The organism is Streptomyces sp. NPDC050416 (assembly GCF_044458845.1).
Taxonomy (GTDB): Bacteria; Actinomycetota; Actinomycetes; order Streptomycetales; family Streptomycetaceae; genus Streptomyces.
The window spans coordinates 481,772-508,089 of the sequence record NZ_JBITII010000004.1 but is presented as its reverse complement, the minus strand read 5'-3'; the positions used below and the strand labels follow the sequence as shown (position 1 = coordinate 508,089).

Here is a 26,318-nt window from a genome sequence, read left to right as displayed (position 1 = left end):
TGCCGACCACCCAAGTGGCGGCCCGCACCGGCTTTTGACGGACTGTGGGATCAGCCTACGAGATTGTCGGCCAGTTCCTCGGAGAGGTTGGCCTCCGTGCCCGGAATGCCCAGGTCGGAGGCGCGCTTGTCGGCCATGGCCAGCAGGCGGCGGATCCGGCCGGCGACGGCGTCCTTGGTCAGCGGCGGGTCGGCGAGCGCGCCCAGCTCCTCCAGCGAGGCCTGCTTGTGCTCCATGCGCAGCCGGCCGGCCGCGGCGAGGTGCTCGGGCACGTCCTCGCCGAGGATCTCCAGCGCGCGCTGCACCCGGGCACCGGCGGCGACGGCCGCGCGGGCCGAGCGGCGCAGGTTGGCGTCGTCGAAGTTGGCGAGCCGGTTCGCCGTGGCCCGCACCTCCCGGCGCATCCGGCGTTCCTCCCAGGCCAGCACCGACTCGTGGGCGCCCAGCCGGGTGAGCAGGGCGCCGATCGCGTCGCCGTCGCGGACGACGACCCGGTCCACGCCGCGCACCTCGCGGGCCTTGGCGGGGATCTGGAGGCGCCGGGCGGCGCCGACCAGGGCGAGCGCGGCCTCGGGGCCGGGGCAGGTCACCTCCAGGGAGCAGGAGCGGCCGGGCTCGGTGAGCGAGCCGTGCGCCAGGAAGGCGCCCCGCCAGGCGGCCTCGGCGTCGCAGGTGGCCCCCGAGACCACCTGCGGGGGCAGGCCGCGGATCGGGCGGCCCCGCCCGTCGACCAGGCCGGTCTGGCGGGCCAGCTGGTCACCGCCCGCGACGACACGCACCACGTAGCGCGAGCCGCGGCGCAGTCCGCCCGGGGCCATCACGATCAGCTCCGAGCTGTGGCCGAAGATCTCCAGGATGTCCCGCTTGAGGCGGCGGGCCGCCATCGCCGTGTCCAGCTCCGCCTCGATCACAATCCGACCGCTCACCAGGTGAAGGCCGCCGGCGAACCGCAGAATGGCGGAGACCTCCGCCTTTCTGCAGCAGGTCCGGGTGACGGGGAGCCGGGAGATCTCGTCCTTCACCGCTGCCGTCATCGCCATGGGCCGATCCTTCCATGCATCCGAAAAATACGGTCGTACGCGGCGGCCAACAGCTCCGGGTCATGCCTCGGGGTCCCGTCGGGCCGGGCCACCGGCGCCAGCTCGACCGCGGCCCCGAACCGCTTGGCGGCATCGGTGAGGGAGTCGCGGTCGGGCACGGCGGCCTCGTCGGCCAGCACCACGTCCAGGGCGAGTTTAGGGGCGTGTCGTCCCAAAACCTCCAAATGACGCTGCGGAGAGAAGCCCTCGGTTTCTCCGGGCTGCGGGGCGAGGTTCAGGGAGAGTACCCGGCGGGCCTTCGTCTGCGTGAGCGCGTCCAGCAGCTCGGGCACGAGCAGATGCGGGATGACGGAGGAGAACCAGGAGCCGGGGCCGAGCACCACCCAGTCCGCGTCCAGGACGGCCTGGACCGCCTCGGGCACGGCCGGCGGGTCGTGCGGCACGACCTGCACGGACTGCACCTCACCCGGGGTGAGGGCGACGGTGGCCTGGCCGCGGACCGTGTCCACCTCGTCCGGGCGGGCCGGGTCATGGCCCTTGACCAGGGCCTGGAGCTCCAGCGGGACGGCGGACATGGGCAGCACGCGCCCCTGCGCGCCGAGCAGCCGTCCGACCAGGTCGAGGGCCTGGACGTGGTCGCCCAGTTGTTCCCACAGGGCGACGATCAGCAGGTTGCCGACCGCGTGCTCGTGCAGGTCCCCCTTGGACTGGAAGCGGTGCTGGATGACACGCGCCCAGGTCTGGCCCCAGTCGTCGTCACCGCACAGGGCGGCCAGTGCCTTGCGCAGGTCGCCGGGCGGCAGCACGCCCAGCTCGTCGCGCAGCCGGCCGCTGGAGCCGCCGTCGTCGGCCACGGTGACGACGGCGGTGAGATCGCCGGTGATCCGGCGCAGCGCGGCGAGCGAGGCGGACAGGCCCATGCCGCCGCCGAGCGCGACGACCTTCGGCTGGGTGCCCCGGCGGCGAGGTCTGCCGCCGCGGGCCTCGGCGGGCCGGCCGCCCCTTCCGTGGGTGCTGCCGTCGGGCACCACCCGGCGCAGCCGGCTCAGCCGCGGAGTACGTCGTGTCATTCGCGTCCCATGTCCCGGTGTACGACCACCGTCTCCACGCCCTCGGCGGCGAGCCGGGCGGCGAGCTTCTCCGACATGGCGACCGAGCGGTGCTTGCCGCCCGTGCAGCCCACGGCGATGGTCACGTAGCGCTTGCCCTCACGGCGGTAGCCGGTGGCGACGAGCTGCAGGAGCTCCGTGTACCGGTCGAGGAACTCCTTGGCGCCCGGCTGGTTGAAGACGTAACCCGACACCTCCTCGTTGAGGCCCGTGTACGGGCGCAGCTCCGGCACCCAGTGCGGGTTCGGCAGGAAGCGGCAGTCGACGACCAGGTCGGCGTCGACCGGCAGCCCGTACTTGTAGCCGAAGGACATGACCGTGGCCCGCAGCTCCGGCTCCTCCTCGCCGGCGAACTGGGCGTCCATCTTGGCGCGCAGCTCGTGCACGTTGAGGCTGGAGGTGTCGATCACCAGGTCGGCGTCGCCGCGCAGCTCGCGCAGCAGTTCCCGCTCGGCGGCGATGCCGTCGACGATCCGGCCGTCGCCCTGGAGGGGGTGCGGGCGGCGCACCGACTCGAAGCGGCGGACCAGGGCCTCGTCGGAGGACTCCAGGAAGACGATCCTCCGGGTGACGTTCTTCGCCTCCAGGTCGGCCAGGGACTCGCGGAGGTTGTCGAAGAAGCGGCGGCCGCGGACGTCGACGACGACGGCGATCCGGGCCACGTTGCCCTGGGAGCGGGCGCCGAGCTCCACCATGGTGGGGATCAGCGCGGGCGGCAGGTTGTCGACGACGAACCAGCCGAGGTCCTCCAGGCACTTCGCGGCCGTCGAGCGGCCGGCCCCCGACATGCCGGAGATGATCACCAGCTCGGGGATGGCCGCGTCCGGGACGGCGGCCTTGTCGTTGGGCGTGCCCGTACTCACCTGTGCTCCGTCTCCGGTGTGCTCTTCTTGCCCGTCGTGCTCGTTCACATTCATGTCTCCTGCCCCCGTCGCTCGTCCGGGGCGCCCGTCCGTACGGGCTCCCCGCTGGAACCCATGGTGCCGGGTTCCTCTTCCATGATCTCTCCAGTGGCCGTGTTGACGGCGGGTGCGGCCGGGGCCGCCTGGGCGAGGGCCACCGCGATGGTCTCGGCGGTCTTGCGGCCTATGCCGGGTACCTCGCAGATCTGGTCGATGGTGGCGGATCGCAGTTTCTTCAACGAGCCGAAGTGCTTCAGGAGTGCCTGCTTGCGCGTGTCCCCGAGTCCGGGGACATCGTCCAGGGGGCTGGACCGGAAGTGCTTGGACCGTTTGGTGCGCTGGTAGCTGATCGCGAAGCGGTGGGCCTCGTCACGGACCCGCTGGAGCAGGTACAGGCCCTCGCTGGTGCGGGGCAGGACCACCGGGTCGTCGTCGCCGGGCAGCCAGACCTCCTCCAGGCGCTTGGCGAGGCCGCACACGGCGATGTCGTCGATCCCGAGGTCGTCCAGGGCGCGCTGGGCGGCCGCGACCTGGGGGGCGCCGCCGTCGACGACGACGAGCTGCGGCGGGTAGGCGAACTTCTTGGGGCGGCCGTCGTCCTCGGTGAGGGTGTTCGGGGCGCCGGCGAGGTCCGGGCCGGCGAGGGTGCCCTCGCGGTCCTGGGCGTCCTGGCCGTCCTCACCGTCGGTCCACTCGCCCGTCTTCTCCTTCTCGGCGAGGTAGCGGCGGAAACGGCGGGTGATCACCTCGTGCATGGAGCGGACGTCGTCCTGTCCGGCGAAACCCTTGATCTGGAAGCGCCGGTACTCGCTCTTGCGGGCCAGGCCGTCCTCGAAGACGACCATGGAGGCCACGACGTCGTCGCCCTGGAGGTGGGAGATGTCGTAGCACTCGATCCGCAGCGGGGCGCTGTCCAGGTCGAGGGCGTCGGAGATCTCCTCCAGGGCGCGCGAGCGCGTGGTCAGGTCGGAGGCGCGCTTGGTCTTGTGCAGGACGAGCGCCTGCTGGGCGTTGCGCTGCACCGTCTCCATGAGGGCCTTCTTGTCGCCGCGCTGCGGGACGCGCAGGGACACGCCCGAGCCGCGCCGCCCGGCGAGCCACTCCTGGACGGGCTCCACGGGGTCGGGCAGGGCGGGGACGAGGACCTCCTTGGGCACGGCGTCGCCCGTCTCCTCGCCGTACAGCTGCTGGAGCGCGTGCTCCACGAGGGCGCCGGTGGTGATCTCCTCCACCTTGTCCGTGACCCAGCCGCGCTGCCCGCGCACGCGTCCGCCGCGCACGTGGAAGATCTGGACGGCCGCTTCCAGCTCGTCCTCGGCGACCGCGATCAGATCCGCGTCGGTCGCGTCGGCGAGCACGACCGCGTTCTTCTCCATGGCCTTCTTCAAGGCCTCGATGTCGTCGCGCAGCCGGGCCGCCCGCTCGTACTCCATCTCCTCGGCCGCCTCGCCCATCTGCTTCTCCAGGCGGCGGATGTACGTGGCCGTCCGGCCGGTCATGAAGTCGCAGAACTCGTCGGCCAGTTCGCGGTGCTCCTCGGCGGAGACCCGGTCCACGCAGGGGGCGGAGCACTTGCCGATGTAGCCGAGGAGGCAGGGGCGGCCCGTACGGGCGGCGTTCTTGAAGACGCCGGCCGAGCAGGTGCGCACGGGGAAGACGCGCAGCAGCAGGTCGACGGTGTCGCGGATCGCCCACGCGTGCGCGTACGGCCCGAAGTAGCGCACGCCCTTTTTCTTGTGACCGCGCATCACCTGCACGCGCGGATACTCCTCGTTCATCGTCACCGCGAGGTACGGGTAGCTCTTGTCGTCGCGGTACTTGACGTTGAACCGGGGGTCGTACTCCTTGATCCACGAGTACTCCAGCTGGAGTGCCTCGACCTCCGTGGACACCACCGTCCACTCCACGGACGCGGCCGTGGTGACCATGGAGCGGGTGCGCGGGTGCAGGCCCGCCAGGTCCTGGAAGTAGTTCGCCAGGCGCTGGCGCAGGCTCTTCGCCTTGCCGACGTAGATCACCCGGCGGTGCTCGTCACGGAACCTGTAGACCCCCGGCGAGTCGGGGATCTCACCCGGTTTGGGGCGGTAGCTGGAGGGGTCGGCCATGTCTCACACCCTACTGGCGAGCACCGACAGTCCGACGGGGCGGCGGGGCACGATCACGGCCTCGGCGAGGGGCAGTTTCCAACGGCATGCTCCGTCCGGGGTTACGGCACGCCGGGAGCGGGAATGCAGGCTTCCCACGGGACACGGCGGCGTCCGGCGGACGGAGGCCGTGCCGGTGCGGGCACAGGTTGTCGGTGCGGACCGGCCGTTTCAGTGCGAAACGGGCGGGCCACGGGTCGGAGGGCTGCGCAGATGAAGCGGATGCGGATCGAGAAGACCCGGCGGGCCGTCCGTGCCCGTCGGTACGCGGACGAACGGTTCGCGCTGCACGACGCCCTCGACCCGCGCGACCCCGACATAGTGCGGGCCAAGCGCCTGGCCGTCGAGGAACGGGGCGGAGGCGACCACTCCTAGCCGGAGACGCCGGAGACGCCGGCCTCGGCGGAGGCCGGTGACGCGTCAGCAGAGACCGCCCGGGGCGCCACGCCCCGGGCGGTCGCATGTCCGGACGGCGGGCCTGGCCGGGAGTACGTCACTGTCCGGCATCAAGTGTTGTCGGGACCAGGTCAACACGCTTCAATGCGGGGGAACTCGGGACCCCTGAACGACGGCGTACGGATGTGAAGACCTCCCCTGCGCCGGCGGGACGACCCCGGGCGGCCCGCGCGAACGGTCTGACCAGCCGTCGCCGACTCACAGAGAGGCCCCTGCATGCCGCACGCCCCACAGCACGCGGACGCCGCCACCGCGGAACTGGACTCGGTTCTGCGCGGCGGCCCCTTCCACGTCGCCCTGCGTGCCGCGATCGCCGCCCGCGGCCTGCCGCTGCAACGCGTGCAGCACCATCTCTCCCGCCATGGGGTGAAGGTCGGCGTCACCAGCCTGAGTTACTGGCAGCAGGGGGCCAGGCGCCCGCAGCGCCCCGAGTCGCTGCGGGCCGTGCGCGCGCTGGAGGAGATCCTGGAGCTTCCCGAGGAGTCGCTGATCCGGCTGCTCGCCGAGCCCGGCGAAGGCCCGTCCGGACAGCGGTCCGCGGCCCGCTCCTACCGCTCCCTCGTGGAGGCCTCCGGGGTCCTGGACCAGCTGCTGGCCGAGCTGGACTGCCCGCCGGACGGCGGTCTGCACACCCTCGGGCACCACGAGCGGCTGCGCATCGGGGCGCGGCGCGAGCTGGCCGAGCGGGAGTCGCACCACATCGTGCGCGCCCACCGGGACGGCGTCGACCGCTTCGTGGCCGTCCACCACGGCGACCGGGGAGCCGCACCGGAGCGCATGAGGGTGCACGCGCTGGAGAACTGCCGTACGGGACGCGTCCGTTGGCACCGTGACACGGGCGTGCTCGCGGCCGAACTGCTCTTCGACACCCGGCTGCGGGCCGGTGACACGTTCCTGTTCCGCTACGGCGTGGAGGACGGCACGGCGGGCGTGTCGTACGAGTACCTTCGCGGCTTCGACTCCCCCGGCGGCCAGTACGCGCTCCAGGCGTGCTTCGACGCGGCCGCCCTCCCGGTGCGCTGCCACCGTTTCGCGCAGCACTCGGCGGCGGCCCCGCGCACCGGCTGCCAGGACCTGGCGCTGAGCGGACGGCACCGGTCGGTGCACCTGGTCGAGCCGCGGGTGCGGACCGGGTTCCTGGGGATCGGCTGGGACTGGGAGTAGGGGACCCGAGGGCGGCTGTGGTTGGCCGCCCTCTCGCTTCTGGCCTCTGCCCTGCGCATCTGCCCTCTGCCCGTGCCCTTCGCGTCGACGTAAACGCTTGCGTAAGCGTTTACGTACGGCGTCGGATGCGATACGTTCCCGCCGGGACCTGACGAAGGAGGCGGGAGAAGCATGGCGACCATGGCCGACGTGGCGCGCAACGCCGGAGTCTCCGTCGCGACCGTCTCGCACGTCCTGAACGGCACCCGGCCGGTGCTGCCGCACACCCGCCAGGCGGTCCTGGACGCCGTGGAGGAGCTCGGCTACACCACGAACACGCTGGCCCGGTCCCTGGTGACGGCCCGTACCCGGTCCATCGGGCTGGCGGTGTCGGCGATCAGCAACCCGTACTTCACGGAGATCCTCCAGGGGGTCGAGGCCGCCGCCCTGGAGCACGGCTACAGCCTTCTGATCGCCGATCCGCACGACGACCCGGAGCACGAGCGCAAGGTCGTCCAGCTGCTTCACGAGCGCCGGGTCGACGGCATGATCGTCGCCCCTTCCGCGGATCCGTGCGGGCTGCTCGCCTACCTGGGGCGGCACGACGTACCGGCCGTGTTCCTCGACCGGCTCGTGGACGCCCCGGACGGCGGACCGCGCTTCGACCAGGTCTGCGCCGACAACGCCGAACCGACGTCCCGGCTGGTCACCCATCTCGCCGGTCTCGGTCACCGGCGGATCGGGCTGGTGGCGGGACGGCCGGGGCTCAGCACCACGAGCGAACGGATCACCGGTTACCGGACCGGCCTCGCGTTCGGGGGACTCCCCTACGACGAACGGCTCCTGGTCCACGGCGACTCGGAGTCGGCCGGTGCCGAACAGGCCACCGCCGCCCTGCTGTCCCTTGCCGTGCCGCCCACCGCGCTGGTCACGGGCAACAACGCCATGACCATCGGGGCGCTGCGGGCCCTGCGCGCGCACGGCCTGTCCGTGCCCGGCGACATCGCGCTGTGCTGCTTCGACGACTTCGCCTGGGCGGATCTGTTCGCGCCCCGGCTCACCGCGATCGCGCAGCCCAGCCGGGACATCGGCGCCCGGGCCGTACGCGTGCTCCTGGAGCGTCTCGCCGAGCCGGACCGGCCCGCCAGGACCGTGCGGCTCCCCTGCACCTTCGTCCACCGCACGTCGTGCGGCTGCCCCGAGGAGCCGGAGCAGTCCCTGCGGCCCGAGCAGCCTGAGCAGTCCGAGAGAGGAACCGTCGCATGATCGTCGTCGCCGGTGAGGCACTGATCGACCTGGTACCGCGGGGCACGGGTGCCCTGGCGGCACTCCAGCCGGCGCTCGGCGGCGGCCCGTACAACACGGCGGTGGCGCTGGGCCGTCTCGGCTCGCCGGCCGCCTTCTGCTCCCGGGTGTCGTACGACGCCTTCGGGGAGGCCCTGCTGGACCGGCTGCGGGAGACCGGGGTGGACGTGTCGTCGGTGCAGCGTGGCGCCGAGCCCACGACTCTCGCCGTCGCCACGGTCGGAGCGGACGGTTCGGCGGCGTACTCCTTCTACGTCGACGGGACGGCGGACCGGCTCTTCACGGCGCCCTCCGCGCTGCCGCCCGGTACCCGGGCCGTCTCCTTCGGGACCTGCTCGCTGGTGCTGGAGCCTGGGGCGAGTGCCTACGAGGAGCTGATGCGCGCGGCCGCCGCGCAGGGCGTGTTCACCGCCCTGGACCCGAACATCAGGTCCGGGCTGATCCCGGATGCGGACGCCTACCGGGCGCGGTTCAAGAGCTGGCTGCCGTCGGTGTCCCTGCTGAAGCTGTCCGAGGAGGACGCCCGGTGGCTCGGCGGCACGCCCCAGGAGTGGCTGGCGGCCGGCCCGGCCGCGGTCGTGATCACCCGGGGCGGCGACGGGCTGACCGCCTTCACCGCCGGCGGCGAGTACGCGGTGCCGGGTGAGCGGGTGGAGGTCGTGGACACGATCGGCGCGGGCGACACGGTGAACGCGGCGCTGCTGCACGGGCTCGCGGCACGCGATGCCCTCAGCGCGCAGGCGCTGGCCGCGCTGGGTCACGACGGCTGGGCCGGGCTGCTGGGCTTCGCGGCCCGTGCGGCGGCGATCACCTGCTCGCGGGCCGGGGCGGAACCGCCGTACGCGCACGAGCTGGAGGACTGAGACCTCTCGCGAGCAGCAGGGACGGCGGGATCGCGTCCCCTGGTCGTCCCCTGCTCGTCGCTCAGCCGGCCTCCCCCACGGCCCGCAGCGCGCCGGGGCGGCGGCCGTTGAGGCGGTCCAGGGCGGCGGACGTGGCGTCGTCCGCGGGCAGGTGGACGACCACGCGCTGGCCTTCGTCGGGCAGCGCGAACGTCTCGTGCAGCAGCCGCAGCGATCCGGCCTCCGGGTGCTCGATGTGCTGGGAGCCCGTCCGGCGCGGGGTCACGGCCAGGTCGGCGAACCGGTCGGTGAAGTCCGCCCCCGCCGTCACCGTCAGCTCGTCGGCCAGCTCGGCGACGTACGGGTCCCGCAGCGGGACCTCGTGCCGGAGCTGGGCGACCATGTCGTCGGCCACCCGGTCCCAGTCGCGGTAGGCGCTGCGGGCCCGCTCGTCGGTGAAGAGGTAACGGAGCAGGTTGGGCGGATCGCCGTCCAGCAGGCCGAGGGGGCCGGCCAGCCGCTCGTATCCCGCGGTGTGGGCGAGGACGTCGCCAATCCAGTTCACCACCAGCGCGGGGGTCGGTTCGAGGCGGTCCAGCACGGACCGGACGGTGGGGCGGGCCGTGCGGCTGAGCGCCGGGGCCGCCGCGCAGAGCAGCGGGTCGCCGCCGTCCGCTTCCTTGGTGAGGCGGCGCAGCAGCATCCGGTCGACGAGAGACAGGTTCAGGGCGTCGGCGAGGGCACCGAGCACCTGGGCGGAGGGGTGGCGGTCGCGTCCCTGTTCCAGCCGGGTGAGGTACTCGACGCTGATGCCCGCGAGGGTGGCCAGTTCGGCCCGCCGCAGGCCCGGGGTGCGGCGGCGCGGGCCGGTGGGCAGGCCCACCTCGGCGGGGCTGACGGCTTCACGCCACGTGCGCAGGAACGTGCCCAACTCGTTGTCGCTCACCCGCCGAACGTACCTTCCCGGCACGGGGGAAGGGTGTCCCTGTCACTACCAGGCTCCGGCCGGTCTCCCTCACCGGCCGCGCACCCCTCAGGGTGGAGGCCATGACGAATGACACCGCTACCACCGCTTCCGCCACCGCTCTGCCGCTGGCCCCGGGGCACTGGACCCTGGACCCGTTCCACTCCTCCGTCGGCTTCACCGTCCGTCACCTGGGCATCGCCAAGGTGCGGGGGCGCTTCGAGCGGCTGGAGGCCGACCTGTTCGTCGGGGAGCGCGTCGAGGACGTGCGGGTCTCCGCCACCGTCGATCTGGCCTCGATCGACACCGGCAACGCCGACCGGGACGCGCATGTCCGCGCCTCCGACCTGCTCGACGTCGAGAAGCGCCCGACGATGACGTACCGCTCGACACGGGTGTCGGGTGCGGGCGAGGACTGGACGATGGAGGGTGAGCTGACCATCGGCGAGGTGACCCGCCCGGTGACGCTCGCCGTGGAGTTCGGCGGGCTGGTCGATGTGCCCATGGACGGCAGCCGGCATGCCGGCTTCGAGGCGACGGGTGAGATCCGGCGCAGCGAGTTCGGGCTCGACTTCGCTCCCGGTCTGCTCGGGGAAGTGGTGAAGATCCAGCTCGACATGCAGTTCGTGGAGCCGAAGGACGCCTGACCCACAACGACGGGCCGTGCCCCACAGGGAGTTCCCTGTGGGGCACGGCCCGTCGGCGGGAGCCGTCAGTCCTTGGCCGGTCAGCCCTTGGTCGTCCGCGTCGTCTTCTTCGCGGCAGCCTTCGTGGACTTGGCGGCTGTCTTCTTGGCCGTGGTGCTGTTGACCGTCCTGGTCGCCCTGGTCTGTGCCGGGACCGTCTTCTTCGCCGCCGTCTTGCGCGGGGCCTTCACCGAGGACGCGTCGCTGATCCGGTCGGCGCCGAGGACCTCGCGCAGGAACTTGCCGGTGTGGCTGGCCGGGACCGCCGCGACCTCCTCGGGGGTGCCCTCGGCGACGACCAGGCCTCCGCCGGCGCCGCCTTCGGGGCCCATGTCGACGACCCAGTCGGCGGTCTTGATCACGTCGAGGTTGTGCTCGATGACGATGACCGTGTTGCCCTTGTCGACCAGTCCGGACAGGACCGTCAGCAGCTTGCTGATGTCCTCGAAGTGCAGACCGGTGGTCGGCTCGTCCAGGACGTAGACCGTGCGGCCGGTGGAGCGGCGCTGGAGCTCGCTGGCGAGCTTGACGCGCTGGGCCTCACCGCCGGACAGCGTGGTCGCGGACTGGCCGAGCCGGACGTAGCCGAGGCCGACGTCCTTGAGGGTCTTCATGTGGCGGGAGATCGCGGGGACCGCCTCGAAGAACTCCGTGGCCTCCTCGATCGGCATGTTCAGGACGTCGGCGATGGACTTGCCCTTGTAGTGGACCTCCAGGGTCTCCCGGTTGTACCGGGCGCCGTGGCAGACCTCGCACGGGACGTAGACGTCCGGGAGGAAGTTCATCTCGATCTTGATGGTGCCGTCGCCCGCGCAGTTCTCGCAGCGGCCGCCCTTGACGTTGAAGGAGAAGCGGCCGGGCATGTAGCCGCGGACCTTAGCCTCGGTGGTCTCGGCGAACAGCTTGCGGATGTGGTCGAAGACGCCGGTGTACGTGGCCGGGTTGGAGCGGGGGGTGCGGCCGATGGGCGACTGGTCCACGTGCACGACCTTGTCGACGAGGTCGTCGCCGTCCACGCGCGTGTGCCGCCCGGGCACGTTCCTCGCGCCGTTCAGCTCGCGGGCGAGGTGGGTGTACAGGATGTCGTTGACCAGGGTCGACTTGCCGGAGCCGGACACGCCGGTGACGGCGGTGAACACGCCCAGCGGGAACGAGACGTCGATGTCCTGGAGGTTGTTCTCCCGGGCGCCGTGCACCGTGAGCTGCCGGGACGGGTCGATCGGGCGCCGGATGTCCGGCAGCGGGATGGCCTTCTTGCCGGACAGGTACTGACCGGTCTGTGACTCGGCGTTGGCGAGCAGTTCCTGCAGGGAGCCGCTGTGCACGACCTTGCCGCCGTGCTCACCGGCGCCGGGGCCGATGTCGACGACCCAGTCGGCGGTCTTGATGGTGTCCTCGTCGTGCTCGACGACGATGAGCGTGTTGCCCATGTCGCGCAGCCGGACCAGGGTCTCGATCAGCCGGTGGTTGTCGCGCTGGTGCAGGCCGATGGACGGCTCGTCGAGGACGTACAGCACGCCGACGAGGCCGGAGCCGATCTGGGTGGCCAGGCGGATGCGCTGGGCCTCGCCACCGGACAGCGTGCCGGCCGCGCGGTTCAGGGAGAGGTAGTCCAGGCCGACGTCGACGAGGAACCGCAGCCGCTCGTTGACCTCCTTCAGGACGCGCTCGGCGATCTTCTTGTCGCGGGCGCTGAGCTTCAGCTCCCTCAGGAAGTCCGCGCAGTCGCTGATCGACATCGCGGAGACCTCCGCGATGGACTTGCCCATGATGGTGACCGCGAGGACGATCGGCTTCAGGCGCGTGCCCTCACAGGTCGGGCAGGGCACCTCGCGCATGTAGCCCTCGAAGCGCTCACGGCTGGCGTCGCTCTCGGCCTCGCTGTGCCGGCGCTTGACGAACGGGACGGCGCCCTCGAAGGCCGTGGTGTACCGGCGCTCGCGCCCGTAGCGGTTGCGGTAGCGGACCTCGACCTGGGTCTTGTGGCCGTGGAGGAGGGCCTTCTTGGCGCGCTGCGGGAGGCCCGCGAAAGGGATGTCCGTCCTGAAGCCCAGGGCGTCGGCGAGTGCGCCGATCAGCCGGCCGAAGTAGTCCTTGGTGTGGCCGTGCGACCAGGGGTGGATGGCACCCTCGTCGAGGCTCTTGTCCGGGTCCGGGACGATCAGCTCCGCGTCGACCTCCATGCGCGTGCCGATGCCGGAGCAGTCCGGGCAGGCGCCGAAGGGCGAGTTGAAGGAGAAGGAGCGGGGCTCCAGCTCCTCGAAGGACAGGTCGTCGTACGCGCAGTACAGGTGCTCCGAGTACATGCGCTCGCGCTCGGGGTCGTCCTCGGGAAGGTCGACGAAGTCGAGCACGACCATGCCGCCGGACAGGCCGAGGGCGGTCTCGACGGAGTCGGTGAGACGGCGCTTGGCGCCTTCCTTGACCGTGAGGCGGTCGACGACCACCTCGATGGTGTGCTTCTCCTGCTTCTTCAGCGTGGGCGGGTTGGACAGCTGGATGGTCTCGCCGTCCACCCGCGCGCGGGAGTAGCCCTTGGTCTGGAGGTCGGCGAAGAGGTCGACGAACTCGCCCTTGCGCTCGCGCACCAGCGGCGACAGCACCTGGAAGCGGCTGCCCTCGGGCAGCTCCAGGACCTTGTCGACGATGGCCTGCGGCGACTGGCGCGAGATCGGACGGCCGCACTCGGGGCAGTGCGGCTTGCCGATGCGCGCGAAGAGCAGTCGCAGGTAGTCGTAGACCTCGGTGATGGTGCCGACCGTGGAGCGCGGGTTGCGCGAGGTCGACTTCTGGTCGATGGAGACGGCCGGGGACAGGCCCTCGATGAAGTCGACGTCCGGCTTGTCCATCTGGCCGAGGAACTGCCGGGCGTACGAGGAGAGCGACTCCACATAGCGCCGCTGTCCCTCCGCGAAGATGGTGTCGAAGGCCAGCGAGGACTTGCCCGACCCCGACAGGCCCGTGAAGACGATGAGCGAGTCGCGCGGGAGGTCGAGCGAGACGTTCTTGAGATTGTGCTCGCGCGCTCCACGAACGATGAGACGGTCGGCCACGCCGGTCCGCACCTTTCTTGAGAGAAGTGACAGGGGCGGGGCCCCCGTGCTTTCTCAGACTAGAGGGAGCCACTGACAACGCCGGTCGGATCCACGGGTTGTCAACAAACCCCGGCTTTCCAGCATGCCCGACGTCACGCCCGACCATATAGCACGTGCTTTCGATTACCGGCACCGGTTCACCACCTTCACCCGAAGGTGTGGCGGGATTAGGGTCAGCATCATGATTGATCACGGTCATGACCTGGCATGTGTGCACGCCGCTACGGAACGGCTGCTCATCGCAGTCGGCAAACTGGACAACGCCTCTGTGACGCAGCCGTCACGGCTTCCCGGCTGGACCCGGGGCCATGTGCTGGCCCACCTCGCCCGCAACGCGGACGCCCTCGTGAACGTCCTCGAAGGCCGCCCCATGTACGTCTCCGGCGAGGCCCGGGACGCCGACATCGAGCGGGACGCCCCGCGCCCCCTCGACGTCCACCTCGCCGACCTGCGCGAGAGCGCGGCCCGGTTCCAGGAGGCCGGGGACGCTCCCGCCGACTGGTCGCGCACGGTGGAGTTGCGGGGCGGGGTCACGGACTCCGCGTCGCGGGTGCCGTTCCGGCGGTGGGTGGAGGTGGAGCTGCACCACGTGGACCTGGGGATCGGGTACGAGCTGGAGGATTTGCCGGCGGACTTCACGGAGCGGGAGATCGCCTTCCTCGCCGACCGGTTCGCCGGGCATCCCGACGTACCGCCCACGCGCCTCACGGACGGCACGCGCGCGTGGAGCACGGGGCGGGAGGCCGACGACGGGCCCGAGGTGACCGTCACCGGCGCCCCGGCGGACCTGCTGGGCTGGCTCGCCGGCCGCCGCACCGGAGCCGCGCTGACGGTGGAGGGCGGAGCGCTCCCGGCGCTGCCCCCGTTGTAGGACCCGGGCCGCTCCCCCGCTATAGGCTGGCGCTCATGACGTACAGCGGACAGGTGACGGTCGGCGGACCTGCCGACGTGCATGAGCTCAAGGACCTGATGATCACCAAGATCGCGGTCGGTCCGATGAACAACAACGCCTATCTGCTGCGCTGCCGGGCCACGGACGAGCAGCTGCTGATCGACGCCGCGAACGAGGCGCAGACCCTGCTCGGCATGATCGGTGACGACGGCATCGCGTCCGTCGTCACCACCCACCGGCACGGCGACCACTGGCAGGCGCTCGCCGAGGTCGTGGCGGCCACCGGCGCCCGCACGTACGCGGGCCGGGACGACGCCGAGGGCATCCCGGTGCCGACCGACGTGCTGGTCGACGACGGGGACACCATCCGGGTGGGGCGCGTGGAGCTCACCGCGCGCCACCTGGTCGGGCACACGCCCGGTTCGATCGCGCTCGTCTACGACGACCCTCACGGGCATCCCCATGTGTTCACCGGGGACTGCCTCTTCCCCGGCGGTGTGGGCAACACCCACAAGGATCCCAAGGCGTTCGCCAGCCTCATCCACGATGTGGAGACGAAGATCTTCGAGGTCCTCCCGGACGAGACGTGGGTCTACCCGGGGCACGGCAACGACACCTCGCTGGGCGCGGAACGCCCGCACCTGCCGGAGTGGCACGCGCGCGGGTGGTGAGGGACCGCGTGGGGCGCGGGAAACTGGGGACCAGTAGGCCGCGCACGCGCCCCGTGTGAATCATTCGCACACGCCGGTGTCGTACATACGCTCCCCCTGCACGTAGTTGCGCAGTCAACTGGTAGCAGCCCCGCGCAGGATGACGGCTCCTGGGCGGATGGGCCGCCGGTCTGTCGATCCCCGCCCTCGACCGGCGGCCCCGGCGCAACTGTCGTCGTGACCCCAGCCGGGCGGCGTGGCGCCGGAGCGCGGCTCAGGCGTCGGCGTGCCCCGTCCCGGCCAGCGCCGCGACCCGCTCCACGCCGAACACGTACCCCTGCACCCCGCACCCCGCGATGACCCCGTCGGCGCGCAGCGAGACGTAGGAGTGGTGCCGGAACGACTCACGCTTGTGGATGTTGGAGATGTGGACCTCCAACACCGGCATGCCGTCACAGGTGTTGAGGGCGTCCAGGATGGCGACGGAGGTGTGCGAGTAGGCTCCCGGGTTGATCACGATGCCGCAGTGGTTCAGCCGCGCCTCGTGGATCCAGTCCACCAGCTCGCCCTCGTGATTGGACTGGCGGAAGTCGACCGTGCCGCCGTGCGAGGCCGCCGCCTTGGCGCACAGGGCCTCGACGTCGCCGAGGGTGTCGGAGCCGTAGATCTCCGGCTGGCGCTGGCCGAGCAGATTCAGGTTGGGGCCGTTGAGGATCATGATCGGGGCGTTGGCCAGGGTGCGGGGCACGGTTCCTCCGGTCCGTTCGGGGTCGGGCGGCCCGCGACGGACCGCTGCTCGGACCCGGTTTATCACGGTGCGCCGACGGACCGCGGGGCCGTAGCCTCCCGCCATGACGAGCCTCGCGTACCCGCCCAAGCCGTCCCCCGGTGACCGCGTCGCCGTGCTCTCGCCCTCCTCCGGCCTGCCCGGGCTCTTCCCGCTCCCCTACGAGCTGGGGCTGGAGCGGCTGCGCAAGGAGTACGGGCTGGAGCCGGTCGAGTACCCGGCGACCCGCACGATGGGCTCCACGCCCCAAGAGCGGGCCGACGACATCCACGCGGCCTTCGCCGACCCGGGCATCAAGGCGGTCATCGCGTCGATCGGCGGGGACGACCAGATCACCGTGCTGCCGCTGCTTGACCGGGAGTTGATCCGGGCTCATCCGAAGCCGTTCTTCGGGATGAGCGACAACACGAACCTGCTCGCCTACCTCCACAACAGCGGCATCGTCGCCTTCCATGGGGCGAGTGTGATGTGCGAGCTGGGCCGTCCGGGGGCCATGCACCCGCAGACCGCCGAGTCCCTGCGCGCCGCCCTGTTCACCTCCGGCCCGTACGAGCTGCGGCCCGCCGAGCGGTGGCGTGACATCGACCGGGACTGGGCCGATCCGGCGACCTTCGACACGGAGCCGGAGACCCGGCCCGGGACCGGCTGGACCTGGGTCAACGCCGACCGGGTGGTCGAGGGCCGCAGTTGGGGCGGCTGCCTGGAAATCCTCAGTTGGCTGCTGATGGCCGACCGGGAGATCGCGCACGATCTGTCGGTGTACGAGGGTGGCGTGCTGCTCCTGGAGACCTCCGAGGAGATGCCGAGCGCCACGGAGGTCTTTCGCACCCTGCGCAACATGGGCGAACGCGGGCTGCTCCAGCGCTTCTCGGCCCTTCTCATGGGCCGCCCGAAGACCTGGTCCTTCGAGCGCCCCAACAGCCCCGAGGAGTCAGTTCGACACGCCTCCGATCAGCGGGAGGCCGTGCTGCGCGCCCTGCGTACCTACGCGCCCGACACCACGATCGTCTTCGACGTGGACTTCGGGCACACCGATCCGCAGCTGGTGATCCCGTACGGCGGCACCGTGCGCGTGGACGGACCGGCCCGGCGCATCACGGTCACGTACTGAGGGCCCCGGGTCCTCCGCGCGCCCCCGTAACCCGCCGTTACGGTGGGTAGTTGACGCGGCATGCACGACGTACGCTCCGTAAGGGCACCTTCCATGCCGCGCCTAGCGGCCGCCTCGCTCGCCGGCACGGCCATCGAGTTCTACGACTTCTTCGTCTACGGCACCGCGGCGGCCCTGATCCTGGGGCCGCTGTTCTTCCCCACCTTCTCGCCGGTGGCGGGGACGCTGGCCGCCTTCGCCACCTTCGGCGTGGGCTTCATCGCGCGGCCCCTGGGCTCGGTGCTGTTCGGGCACATCGGGGACCGGCACGGGCGGCGGCCGGTCCTCGTCGCCTCGCTGCTGCTGACCGGTGCCTCCACGGTCGCGGTCGGCTGTGTACCGACGTACGGGACGATCGGCGTGGCCGCTCCGCTGCTGCTCCTGGTGCTGCGTTTCCTCCAGGGACTGGGGCTCGGCGGGGAGTGGGGCGGGGCGGTGCTGCTGACGGTGGAGCACGCACCCGCCGGGCGGCGCGGGCTGTGGTCGAGCTTTCCGCAGGTCGGGCCCGCGCTGGGGTTCCTGCTCGCCAACGGTGTGGTGCTGGGGCTCTCGGCGACGCTGTCCGAGGCGCAGTTCACCTCATGGGGGTGGCGGGTGCCGTTCTGGGCGGCGGGGGTGCTGGCCATCGTCGGGTTGTGGCTGCGCTCGTCGCTCGCCGAGAGCCCCAGCTTCCTCGAGATCGACGACCACGCGCGCGTGCCGCTCGTCGAGGTCCTGCGCGACCACTGGCGGCTTCTGCTGCTGACCGGCGGGGCGCTCGCGATCGGCTACGCGATCTTCTACGCCGTGACGACCTGGTCGCTCGCCTACGGGACGGAGCGGCTGGGGGTCAGCCGCAGCGTCATGCTGACCTGCATCATGGGCGCCGTGGTTGTGAAGGGCGCGCTCACGCCGCTGGTGGCGCTGCTCGGGGACCGGCACGGTCGGCGTCCTCTGTGCCTGGCCGGATGCGCGGCGGCCGCCCTGTGGATGTTCCCGATGGTCGCGCTCCTCGCCACCGGCGCGCCGCTGCCGATGGTCCTCGGCTTCCTCGGGGCGATGCTCGCCTTCATCACGATGTTCGCCGTGATCGCCGCGTATCTGCCGGAGCTGTACGAGCCGCGGGTGCGCTGCACGGGCGCGGCCGTCGGCTACAACCTCGGCGGGGTCATCGGCGGCGCGCTCACGCCGATCGTGGCGACGGCACTGGCCGAGCAGGGCGGGCGGGTGCCCTGGGGTGTGGCCGCGTATCTCACGGTGATCGCGCTGTTCAGCCTGGGGTGCTTCGCGCTGCTGCCGGAGACTCGGCCGGTGCCGGTGGCGGCGGCCGCCAAGCCGGCTTCGGGGTGAACTCCAGTTGTCGAGTTGTTGCCCCCGCCGTCGGCCGTCAGGGGGACGAGCGAGCCGAACGGTTCGCCGGCCCCAGACGTGAAGGGCCCCGCACTCCGGTCGTGCGGGACCCCTTCACTCGTGCCACGGGGCTACGCGAGCTCGCGCTGGTCCACGAGATCGCAGTTGGTGAACACCCGCTCGCCGATGCAGAGCTCGTCCAGTTGCCGCGCCATCCTGCTGGTCTCGGGGTCGTTGCTGTTGCGCATGGCCTCCTCGTAGGAGTCGAACTCGATCAGCGCGAGATAACGGCGCGGATTGTCGCGGTCCTTCAGAAGCATGCGCTGCCTGGGGCCGCCCGACCGGTCGGCGGAGCGCCTCCCCGCCTCCTCGAGCACCCGCTCCATCTCGTCCAGACGCTCGGTCTCGAAATCGATGATCTGCACGAACTTCATGGCACCTCCAGCCGGCCACGGCGTCCCCGGGCCGGGGAACGCGCTCAAGAACAAACAAGCACCGGGACCGGTGGTCGGCAATTCGCCGACCACCGGTCCCGGTGATGGTTGCTCCCGCGTCCGACGTGGTCAGACGTCGATGCTGTCCTTCGAAGCGCCTCCGCTCGGCGCCTGCGCCGCCTCGGTCTCCGCCTGCTTCTTCGAAGCCCGCAGACTGGTGATCGTGGTGACGATCAGGACGGCGCAGATCACGCCGAGCGAGACCGGAATGCTGATCTCGGGCACGTGCACCCCGGACTCGTGCAGCGCGTGCAGCACCAGCTTCACGCCGATGAAGCCGAGGATGATCGACAGGCCGTAGCTGAGGTGGACCAGCCTCTTCAGCAGGCCGCCGATGAGGAAGTACAGCTGGCGCAGACCCATCAGGGCGAACGCGTTGGCCGTGAAGACGATGTACGGGTCCTGCGTCAGGCCGAAGATCGCGGGGATGGAGTCGAGCGCGAACAGCACGTCCGTGGAGCCGATCGCGAGCATCACGACCAGCATCGGGGTCATGACCCGCTTGCCGTTCTCCTGGATCCACAGCTTGGTGCCGTGGTAGCGGTCGGCTACCCCGAAGCGGCGCTCGACGGCCTTGAGCAGCTTGTTCTCCTCGAACTCCTCGTCCTGCTCTTCCGCCCGGGCCTCCTGGATGAGCTTCCAGGCGGTCCAGATCAGGAAGGCGCCGAACAGGTAGAAGACCCAAGAGAAACTGGCGAGGATCGCCGCGCCGGCGGCGATGAAGATGGCCCGCAGGACCAGGGCTATGAGGACACCGATCAGCAGGACGCGCTGCTGGTACTGCGAGGGCACCGCGAACTTCGCCATGATCAGGACGAAGACGAAGAGGTTGTCGACGCTCAGCGACTTCTCGGTGATGAAGCCCGCGAAGAACTCACCGGCGGGCTGGCCGCCGCCGAACACCAGCAGGCCGAGCCCGAAGAGAGCGGCCAGGACGATCCAGACGACCGTCCAGATCCCGGCTTCCTTGATCGATACGTCGTGCGGCTTGCGGCCGATGAAGAAGTCGACCGCGATCAGGGCGGCGAGCCCCACGATCGTCAGGACCCATAGGGTCACGGAAACATCCACTGCGCCTCCGGCAGTCGTAACGGCAAATGTCAGCGTCGTCGCTGCCGGAGGTCTCTTCCACCCAAAGATGGGCCGACGCCCCGGGATCTGGCCTGATCCGTATTGACGGGTACGCCGCAGCAGACAGGGAGTACTCCCCTCCGTGCCGTCAACAGTACCCCAATCACCAAGAACAGGTAAAGCACTTGGCAAAAGAAAGACCAAAACCCCTGGTCAGAGGGCTTTACACATACTTGGTGCGGGCGGCCGCGACCTGGGTGAGCACCTGCTGGAGGACCTGGCTGCCCGGCGGCACGAGCGAGGGCTCGTACGTCCAGGCATGACCGACCCACGGGTCGGCGAGGTGATCGTCGGGCACCGGCGTCAGTCGCAGCAGCGAACGCCACAGCGGGTCGAGCAAAGGCCCGTACCCGGACGACTCCTCGCGGTCGGCCACCATCATCAGATGGACTCCGAAGGCGGGGCCCTCGTCGGCGAGGTAGCGCAGCTGGTTCACGGCCCGGTCGTCGAAGCCGTGCGGGAAGTCGTTGACGATCAGCAGTTGCTGGGAGGTGTCGAAGCCCGGCGGCAGGGAGTCGGCTGCCCCGCCCCGCACCGCCATCTGCACCAGGTCGACCCGCTGGGTGAGCCGGCTCAGCACGTCCGCCACCCCTGCGGCGCCGAGCGCGGGCGGGGCCGCGAGCACCCCGGTCTGCACCAGGGGCGCAAGGGGCTGCGCGCCCGAGCCGGCCGGGTCGATGACGTGAACGGTGAACTCCCCCGCAGGGTGAACGGCGAGCAGCCGGGCCGCGTGCGCGACAGCCGTATCCAGAGCGAGACGCCCGAGGGCGTGCGAGTCCTCGAACGAACCGCCGGACGAGCCGGTCCGGCCGCTGTCGATCCACAGGCCGCGCTCCAGCGGCAGCCTGACCAGCATCGGGATGCGGATCCGGTCGGCTTCGGGGAGATGGAGGTCGCCCAGGCGCAGGGCCATGGGAATCTCCATCGGTAGACGGTAGGCGTGCCAGACGGGGCTGTCCCAGCGGGCGTACGCCGGCGGCAGGGCGGGTTCGACGACCTCGGCCTCGGCCATGAGCTGGGCGAGGTCCCGGTCGAGGGCCTCGCCGGCCTGGGCGACGAGCTGGTCGTGACGGGCGCGGGCCGCCTCGCGGGCGGCGTCGCCCTGTCCGCCGATCCGGCTGCGCGGGTCGGAGAGGACCTGCTCCAGCTCCTTGTCCATGCGGGACTCGGCGAAGTCGACGGCGCTGCGGTAGGCGGCGGTGCTGCGGGCCAGGTCCTCGAACATGCCCCACACCTGGTTGTAGAGCCGCTCGTCCATGGACCAGCCGGTCGCGTCGCCCGCGACGGGCCGGGCGGGCTGCCCCGGTGCGGCCGGGGGTGCGGTGGGCGGCGGCGGAGGCGGAGCGGTGTTCTGGCGGCGCGGGTGGCTGTAGTCGATCGGGCCGCCCGTGGTGGGCGCGGAGGGCTGGGTGACGGCGTTGGGGTCGGGGACCGCGCCGGAGTACGACGGCGTCTGTGGCGCGGGTTGCCCCGGACCGCCGGGTGTCTGACCGCCGTACGGCGATGTCGGTGGTGCCTGGTCCGGCTGAGGCGCGGTGCCGCTCTGGTCCGGGCCGAGGGCCGGGGCGGCCGTCTGCCGGGAGCGGTCGCCGTCCGCCGTGCGCGGCAGGGGCGCCTGCACCGAGCGGGCCACCCCCTGGGCCACCGCGTCGTCGATGCCGGCGGCGAGCCTGCGGGCCTCGGTCAGGCCCTGGTCGGTGAGGAGTTCGGCGAGGCCGCCCGCGTAGCCCTGGCCGACGGCGCGCACCTTCCAGGCGCCCTGCCGGCGGTAGAGCTCCAGGGCGACGACCGCGGACTCGGCTTCCAGGCCGGTGATGGTGTACGTGGCGATCTCGGCGCCGTCGAGGCCGGTGACGGCGACGAACGGGGCGGCCACGGCGCCGAATCGGCTCGGGCCCGCGCCGGCGGCGGGCAGGGCGAGCAGCACGCCGACACGGTGGACGGCCTCCGGCACGGCGTCCAGATCCACGGCGAGGCGATGGTCGGCGGCGGCCTGCCGGGAGACCTCCAGGCCCGGCTGGGTGGGCGCGCCCGGGTGGGCGACCCACTCCGCCCCGTGGATCCGGCCGCCCTCGTCGCTGAGCGCGGCCGCGGCCACGATCGGCGTGCCGGCCGAGACCCGGATCTCGAGTCGGACCTGGGAGAGCGGGTGGTTCTGCCCCCGCACCAGCTCGGCCGTCATCGCCTTCTCCCCCCCATGTCGTTGTCTGGTGTCGTGTGCCGCTCGCCTGCCCCGCCCCGGCCGGTTGGCCCCGGACCTCAGAGGACGGGCAGGATCGCCGGCATCAGGTCCTGGAAGGTGCGGCCGTTGGCCGGGTTGCCGAGGGCCGTCATCGTCCAGCCCGGGCCCGAGCGGTGCACCTTGGCCATGATCTGGGCCGTGTACTGGCCGCCGCCGGCCAGTGTGTAGCGGGCGAGCTCCTGGCCGTTGGTCTCGTCGACCAGGCGGCAGAACGCGTTCTGCACCTCCTGGAACGTCTGACCCGTGAAGGAGTTCACGGTGAAGACGATCTGGTCGATGTGGACCGGGACGCGCGAGAGGTCGACGAGGATCGCCTCGTCGTCGCCGCCCTGGCCGACACCGCCGACGAGGTTGTCACCGGTGTGGCGCACCGAGCCGTCGTCGCTCACCAGGTGGCGGAAGAAGACGACGTCGACCGGCTGCTTGTCGGCGAACAGGACGGCCGAAGCGTCGAGGTCGATCTCTCGCGTACGCGAGCCGAACAGGCCGCGCCGGGGAGCCGCCTGCCAGCCGAGACCCATGCGTACCGCGGTCAGGCTGCCACCGTCGTTCTTCTGCAGACTGATGGCCTGACCCTTGGTCATGTTGACGGTCACGCGCTGATCCCCTCTCGGACGTCCCCTGTTGCCGCGCGGTCGCGGTTGATCAGAACACTACGCAGGGGCACTGACAGTGCCGTACCCCGATCCGCACTTTGTGTCGGTCTTGCAACACTGCGCGTACGCGGTCCGCCGTCAGGCCAGACCCGCCTCCTTCATCTGGCGCAGTTCCTTCTTCATCTCGGAGACCTCGTCGCGCAGCCGGGCCGCGATCTCGAACTGGAGGTCCGCGGCGGCGGCCCGCATGCGTGCGGTCAGCTCCTCGATCTGCTCGCTGAGTTCGGCCGCGGGGCGGTCGGTCGGCACCGTCTCCTTGGCCTTGCCCCTGCCCTTGGCCGGCTTGGCGCCCTCGGCGCCCCTGCCCAGGGACGGCACGGGCGCCTTGGTGCCCCCGCCGTCCTTCTTCGCCTTGCGGTAGCCCGAGCCGAGCAGCTGCTCGGTGTCGATGTCCTCGCGGGCGATCTGGGCGACGATGTCGTTGATCTTCTTGCGGAGGGGCTGGGGGTCGATGCCCCGCTCCTTGTTGTACGCGACCTGCTTCTCCCGGCGCCGGTTGGTCTCGTCGATGGCCTTCGCCATCGCCGGGGTGATCTTGTCCGCGTACATGTGGACCTGACCGGAGACGTTACGCGCGGCGCGGCCGATGGTCTGGATCAGGGAGGTCCCGGAGCGCAGGAAGCCCTCCTTGTCGGCGTCCAGGATCGCCACCAGGGACACCTCGGGCAGGTCGAGGCCCTCCCGCAGGAGGTTGATGCCGACCAGCACGTCGTACTCGCCTGCGCGCAGCTCACGCAGGAGTTCGACGCGGCGCAGGGTGTCGACGTCGCTGTGCAGGTAGCGCACCTGGATGCCCAGCTCCAGGAAGTAGTCCGTGAGGTCCTCGGCCATCTTCTTGGTGAGCGTGGTGACCAGGACGCGCTCGTCCTTCTCGGTGCGCTGCCGGATCTCGTGCACCAGGTCGTCGATCTGGCCCTCGGTGGGCTTGACGACGACTTCCGGGTCGACGAGGCCGGTGGGGCGGATGATCTGCTCGACGACGCCGTCCGAGCGGGAGAGCTCGTAGGCGCCCGGGGTCGCCGAGAGGTAGACCGTCTGGCCGATGCGCTCCTGGAACTCCTCCCACTTCAGCGGGCGGTTGTCCAGGGCGGAGGGCAGCCGGAAGCCGTGGTCGACGAGCGTGCGCTTGCGGGAGGCGTCGCCCTCGTACATGGCGCCGATCTGCGGGACCGTGACATGCGACTCGTCGATGACGAGGAGGAAGTCGTCCGGGAAGTAGTCCAGCAGGGTGTTGGGCGGGGAGCCGGGCAGGCGGCCGTCGAAGTGCATCGAGTAGTTCTCCACGCCGGAGCAGGAGCCGATCTGGCGGAGCATCTCGATGTCGTAGGTCGTGCGCATCCTCAGACGCTGGGCCTCCAGGAGCTTGCCCTGCTTCTCCAGCTCGGCGAGGCGCTCGCCCAGCTCCTTCTCGATGTCGTTGATGGCCCGCTCCAGGCGCTCGGGCCCTGCGACGTAGTGGGAGGCCGGGAAGACGTAGAGCTGCTGGTCGTCGCTGATGATCTCGCCGGTGACCGGGTGCAGCGTGGACAGTGCCTCGATCTCGTCGCCGAACATCTCGATGCGGACGGCCAGCTCCTCGTAGACCGGGAAGATCTCGATGGTGTCGCCGCGGACGCGGAAGGTGCCGCGGGTGAAGGCCATGTCGTTGCGCGTGTACTGGATGTCCACGAAGCGGCGCAGCAGCTCGTCGCGGTCGTGCTCCTCGCCGACGCGGAGGGTGACCATGCGGTCCACGTACTCCTGTGGTGTACCGAGGCCGTAGATGCAGGAGACCGAGGCGACCACGACGACGTCGCGGCGGGTGAGCAGCGAGTTGGTCGCGGAGTGGCGCAGGCGCTCGACCTCCTCGTTGATCGAGGAGTCCTTCTCGATGTAGGTGTCCGACTGCGGGACGTAGGCCTCGGGCTGGTAGTAGTCGTAGTACGAGACGAAGTACTCGACGGCGTTGTTCGGAAGAAGCTCCCGGAACTCGTTCGCCAGCTGGGCCGCCAGCGTCTTGTTCGGCGCCATCACCAGTGTGGGGCGCTGGAGCTTCTCGATCATCCACGCGGTGGTGGCGGACTTGCCGGTGCCGGTCGCGCCCAGCAGGACGACGTCCTTCTCGCCCGCCTGGATGCGCTGGGCGAGCTCGGCGATGGCCGTCGGCTGGTCGCCGCTCGGCTGGTAGGGACTGACGACCTCGAAGGGCGCCACCGTGCGTTCGATCTGGGAAACGGGCCGCATGGGATCCACCGTACGACCCCGCACTGACAATGGGCTCCGGTCAGCGGTTCTGCGGGGTTCGGGAGCCTCGGTGCTCCACGGTGCGGGGGCGGAGCCGCAGGCGCCGCGGGTTGTGGGGCGCGTGGACGTGGGCGGGAATGCCGGGCCTGTGCTCGACGGGGACGACCGCGGGCTTCCCCATGACCATCAGCGGGTCGAACATCACCACCACGCCGGCGAGGAGGAGGAAGGCGAGCGGGCCGACCAGCATGGGCGCGAGCAGGGCGGCGGGTGACTCTCCCGCGGTGGGTTCGGCCGTGCCGTGCAGGTGGACGCTGAGGCCGGCCATGCCGGTGTAGTGCATGCCGCTGACGGCGAGTCCCATGACGAGACTGGCGCCCACACTCCACAGCAGGCCCCTGACCTGGCCGGCCGCCCACAGGGCGGCGGTGGCGGCGGCCATGGCGATCGCGACGGAGATGCCGACGGTGAGCGTGTCGTACTCCAGATTCCCGTCCAGGTGCATGCTGGCCATGCCGAGGTAGTGCATCGACGCGATGCCCAGGCCGGTGATGGTGCCGCCGGTGAACAGAGCCGTTCCGCGGGCCCCCTTGTAGCCGACGATGAAGATCCCGACGCCCACCATCACGATCGCGACGGCCAGGCTCGCGAAGGTCATCGGCTTGTCGTAGTGGATCGTGGCTCCCCGGACCGTGAACCCCATCATCGCGATGAAGTGCATGGTCCATATGCCGGAGCCGATGGCGGCCGAGCCGAGGGCGAGCCAGCCGGGGCGCCAGGAGTGGGCGACGAGCATGGATCTGGTGGTGCAGCGCAGGCCCAGGGCGCCTCCGAGGCAGGCCATGAGGTAGGCCACCAGGGGTGTGACCAGCCCGTAGCTGAATCCGTCGACCGTGCCCTGCATGCGCGGCTGCCCTTCCCGCCCTTTGCGACCCGGAATTCCCGATGTGCGCCCCCGCCCAGGACCGCGGCAGCGGTCAGGGTTGACGCAGAGAGTATGACCCGCACCGGAATGGCCGAACGACTTTCCGGCAAAGAAACACGTCCTTGCCCCAGTTGTGCGCTACCGGTGTGCGGA

General features: G+C 71.0%; 22 protein-coding genes. 9 read left to right on the top strand and 13 right to left on the bottom strand.

The genetic code is table 11. The features are described 5' to 3' along the window. Positions 1 to 50 precede the first annotated feature (50 nt). The 4 genes from whiA to uvrC are packed head-to-tail and all read right to left on the bottom strand — an operon-like array spanning position 51 to position 5,156. On the bottom strand, positions 51 to 1,040 hold the full coding sequence (gene whiA, locus ACIBL4_RS15595; RefSeq protein WP_338777341.1) for a DNA-binding protein WhiA: 990 nt from the start codon (positions 1,038 to 1,040) through the stop codon (positions 51 to 53). Then, a complete protein-coding gene (gene yvcK / locus ACIBL4_RS15590) occupies positions 1,031 to 2,110 on the bottom strand; it encodes a uridine diphosphate-N-acetylglucosamine-binding protein YvcK (RefSeq protein WP_399410182.1) in 1,080 nt (359 codons plus the stop codon). Before yvcK ends, whiA begins: the two co-directional genes overlap by 10 nt. Next, on the bottom strand, positions 2,107 to 3,066 hold the full coding sequence (rapZ, locus tag ACIBL4_RS15585) for an RNase adapter RapZ (protein ID WP_399410180.1): 960 nt from the start codon (positions 3,064 to 3,066) through the stop codon (positions 2,107 to 2,109). The genes yvcK and rapZ overlap by 4 nt, the downstream gene beginning before the upstream one ends. Then, positions 3,063 to 5,156 carry an excinuclease ABC subunit UvrC gene (uvrC, locus tag ACIBL4_RS15580; RefSeq protein ID WP_399410178.1) on the bottom strand — a complete coding sequence of 698 codons (2,094 nt, stop codon included), beginning with the start codon at positions 5,154 to 5,156 and terminating at the stop codon, positions 3,063 to 3,065. Before uvrC ends, rapZ begins: the two co-directional genes overlap by 4 nt. Positions 5,157 to 5,408: 252 nt before the next feature. Here uvrC and ACIBL4_RS15575 point away from each other — a divergent pair, with 252 nt between their 5' ends. From ACIBL4_RS15575 to ACIBL4_RS15560, 4 genes are all read left to right on the top strand, one after another. Beyond that, the gene (locus ACIBL4_RS15575) at positions 5,409 to 5,570 is read left to right on the top strand and encodes a hypothetical protein (RefSeq protein WP_399410176.1); all 162 of its coding nucleotides are present in this window, start codon (positions 5,409 to 5,411) and stop codon (positions 5,568 to 5,570) included. Between the two features lie 297 nt (positions 5,571 to 5,867). Further along, complete coding sequence (locus tag ACIBL4_RS15570; RefSeq protein WP_399410174.1) at positions 5,868 to 6,815, top strand: hypothetical protein; 948 nt, start codon at positions 5,868 to 5,870, stop codon at positions 6,813 to 6,815. Positions 6,816 to 6,986: 171 nt separating this feature from the next. Next, the gene (locus tag ACIBL4_RS15565) at positions 6,987 to 8,060 is read left to right on the top strand and encodes a LacI family DNA-binding transcriptional regulator (protein WP_399410172.1); all 1,074 of its coding nucleotides are present in this window, start codon (positions 6,987 to 6,989) and stop codon (positions 8,058 to 8,060) included. Further along, entirely contained in the window at positions 8,057 to 8,962 is a 906-nt protein-coding gene (locus tag ACIBL4_RS15560; RefSeq protein WP_399410170.1) for a carbohydrate kinase, read from the top strand. Before ACIBL4_RS15565 ends, ACIBL4_RS15560 begins: the two co-directional genes overlap by 4 nt. A gap of 61 nt (positions 8,963 to 9,023) precedes the next feature. On the opposite strand, the gene ACIBL4_RS15555 is transcribed toward ACIBL4_RS15560, so the two are convergent. Continuing rightward, positions 9,024 to 9,887 carry a helix-turn-helix domain-containing protein gene (locus tag ACIBL4_RS15555; RefSeq protein ID WP_399410168.1) on the bottom strand — a complete coding sequence of 288 codons (864 nt, stop codon included), beginning with the start codon at positions 9,885 to 9,887 and terminating at the stop codon, positions 9,024 to 9,026. Between the two features lie 101 nt (positions 9,888 to 9,988). Between ACIBL4_RS15555 and ACIBL4_RS15550 the strand changes: the two genes are divergently transcribed. Then, positions 9,989 to 10,552 (top strand): YceI family protein, encoded by a 564-nt coding sequence (locus ACIBL4_RS15550; RefSeq protein WP_399410165.1) that lies wholly within the window; start codon positions 9,989 to 9,991, stop codon positions 10,550 to 10,552. Between the two features lie 80 nt (positions 10,553 to 10,632). Here ACIBL4_RS15550 and uvrA read toward each other — a convergent pair whose 3' ends face one another. Then, complete coding sequence (uvrA, locus tag ACIBL4_RS15545; protein WP_399410163.1) at positions 10,633 to 13,644, bottom strand: excinuclease ABC subunit UvrA; 3,012 nt, start codon at positions 13,642 to 13,644, stop codon at positions 10,633 to 10,635. Positions 13,645 to 13,867: 223 nt separating this feature from the next. Between uvrA and ACIBL4_RS15540 the strand changes: the two genes are divergently transcribed. Together ACIBL4_RS15540 and ACIBL4_RS15535 are read left to right on the top strand one after the other, a co-directional pair. Then, positions 13,868 to 14,557: a maleylpyruvate isomerase family mycothiol-dependent enzyme gene (locus ACIBL4_RS15540; protein WP_399410161.1), complete on the top strand. Its 690-nt coding sequence runs from the start codon at positions 13,868 to 13,870 to the stop codon at positions 14,555 to 14,557. Between the two features lie 35 nt (positions 14,558 to 14,592). Further along, entirely contained in the window at positions 14,593 to 15,249 is a 657-nt protein-coding gene (locus ACIBL4_RS15535; protein WP_399410159.1) for an MBL fold metallo-hydrolase, read from the top strand. Positions 15,250 to 15,502: 253 nt separating this feature from the next. On the opposite strand, the gene aroQ is transcribed toward ACIBL4_RS15535, so the two are convergent. Beyond that, on the bottom strand, positions 15,503 to 15,976 hold the full coding sequence (aroQ, locus tag ACIBL4_RS15530; RefSeq protein WP_399410157.1) for a type II 3-dehydroquinate dehydratase: 474 nt from the start codon (positions 15,974 to 15,976) through the stop codon (positions 15,503 to 15,505). Positions 15,977 to 16,079: 103 nt separating this feature from the next. Here aroQ and ACIBL4_RS15525 point away from each other — a divergent pair, with 103 nt between their 5' ends. Together ACIBL4_RS15525 and ACIBL4_RS15520 are read left to right on the top strand one after the other, a co-directional pair. Beyond that, entirely contained in the window at positions 16,080 to 17,126 is a 1,047-nt protein-coding gene (locus tag ACIBL4_RS15525; protein ID WP_399410155.1) for a S66 peptidase family protein, read from the top strand. A 93-nt stretch (positions 17,127 to 17,219) separates the two neighbouring features. Next, the gene (locus ACIBL4_RS15520; RefSeq protein WP_399410153.1) at positions 17,220 to 18,494 is read left to right on the top strand and encodes an MFS transporter; all 1,275 of its coding nucleotides are present in this window, start codon (positions 17,220 to 17,222) and stop codon (positions 18,492 to 18,494) included. Positions 18,495 to 18,625: 131 nt separating this feature from the next. Here ACIBL4_RS15520 and ACIBL4_RS15515 read toward each other — a convergent pair whose 3' ends face one another. From ACIBL4_RS15515 to ACIBL4_RS15490, 6 genes are all read right to left on the bottom strand, one after another. After that, complete coding sequence (locus ACIBL4_RS15515; RefSeq protein WP_399410151.1) at positions 18,626 to 18,928, bottom strand: hypothetical protein; 303 nt, start codon at positions 18,926 to 18,928, stop codon at positions 18,626 to 18,628. A gap of 129 nt (positions 18,929 to 19,057) precedes the next feature. After that, on the bottom strand, positions 19,058 to 20,059 hold the full coding sequence (locus ACIBL4_RS15510; protein ID WP_399410149.1) for a TerC/Alx family metal homeostasis membrane protein: 1,002 nt from the start codon (positions 20,057 to 20,059) through the stop codon (positions 19,058 to 19,060). Positions 20,060 to 20,282: 223 nt separating this feature from the next. Continuing rightward, positions 20,283 to 22,301, bottom strand: coding sequence for a TerD family protein (locus tag ACIBL4_RS15505; protein WP_399410147.1), 2,019 nt, complete (start codon positions 22,299 to 22,301; stop codon positions 20,283 to 20,285). 77 nt (positions 22,302 to 22,378) lie between these two features. Beyond that, positions 22,379 to 22,957 carry a TerD family protein gene (locus ACIBL4_RS15500; RefSeq protein ID WP_010039633.1) on the bottom strand — a complete coding sequence of 193 codons (579 nt, stop codon included), beginning with the start codon at positions 22,955 to 22,957 and terminating at the stop codon, positions 22,379 to 22,381. Between the two features lie 138 nt (positions 22,958 to 23,095). Next, on the bottom strand, positions 23,096 to 25,240 hold the full coding sequence (uvrB, locus tag ACIBL4_RS15495) for an excinuclease ABC subunit UvrB (RefSeq protein ID WP_399410145.1): 2,145 nt from the start codon (positions 25,238 to 25,240) through the stop codon (positions 23,096 to 23,098). A gap of 40 nt (positions 25,241 to 25,280) precedes the next feature. After that, positions 25,281 to 26,144, bottom strand: a complete 864-nt coding sequence (locus ACIBL4_RS15490) for an MHYT domain-containing protein (protein WP_399410143.1) — start codon at positions 26,142 to 26,144, stop codon at positions 25,281 to 25,283. Between the last annotated feature and the right edge of the window lie 174 nt (positions 26,145 to 26,318).